Source organism: Fictibacillus sp. Mic-4 (genome assembly GCF_049843615.1).
In the GTDB taxonomy this organism is placed as follows: domain Bacteria; phylum Bacillota; class Bacilli; order Bacillales; family Fictibacillaceae; genus Fictibacillus_A; species Fictibacillus_A gelatini.
The window spans coordinates 1-653 of the sequence record NZ_JBBHZM010000117.1 but is presented as its reverse complement, the minus strand read 5'-3'; the positions used below and the strand labels follow the sequence as shown (position 1 = coordinate 653).

Genomic DNA, 653 nt, shown 5'->3' with positions numbered 1-653 from the left:
GAGCTTATCTTCTAATAAATGTATTTCCTTAAGATTTTCAAATATATTATCTATTGATATCACCTCTATATTTAAATGAAAAGGTAACAGATATTTTTGAATTCAAACTCTTTGAGCTGCCTTTTTAGTATTACCGTTTTTTAGTAATGAATTTCCATCGTAAATAAGAAAAAAACCCATGTTGGAAGTTCTAATAACACGGGTTTTCGACTTTTTTCAAATAAGCCAGAAATATATTAAAAACAAAAATTATTTAAATCTAGATTTAAGATTTAAGATAGAACACTAAAAACAGGATACATCAACTTATAATAACGGAGAAAGCAGGCGAGCACCCTGTTCAACAATGCGCTCGGTCAGGGATCGTTGCAACAAGTCTTCAATTCTTAATGGTACAGAATCAGCAAGATCACGCTCGAATTGATGTGTAAGTTCCATCGCCACATCAGTACTGTACAAGACTTGACACACCTCATAATTCAGGCGAAAACTTCTCATATCATAGTTTGCTGAGCCTACGGCAGCAATCTCCTCATCGATGGTCAACACCTTCGCATGTATCATTCCTTTGTCGTACTGGTAGATTTGAACTCCAGCTTCTATAAGTTCTCCGTAATAAGTACGGCTTGCAAGACCCACGATTTTTTGATTAT

At 34.8% G+C, this 653-nt stretch carries 1 protein-coding gene; it reads right to left on the bottom strand.

Going from position 1 to position 653, the window contains the following annotated elements; all coding sequences use genetic code 11:
• Positions 1–306: 306 nt before the first annotated feature.
• Positions 307–653 (bottom strand): phospholipase D-like domain-containing protein (locus WD019_RS21725; protein ID WP_425712819.1); only part of this gene is annotated, 347 nt, incomplete at its 5' end.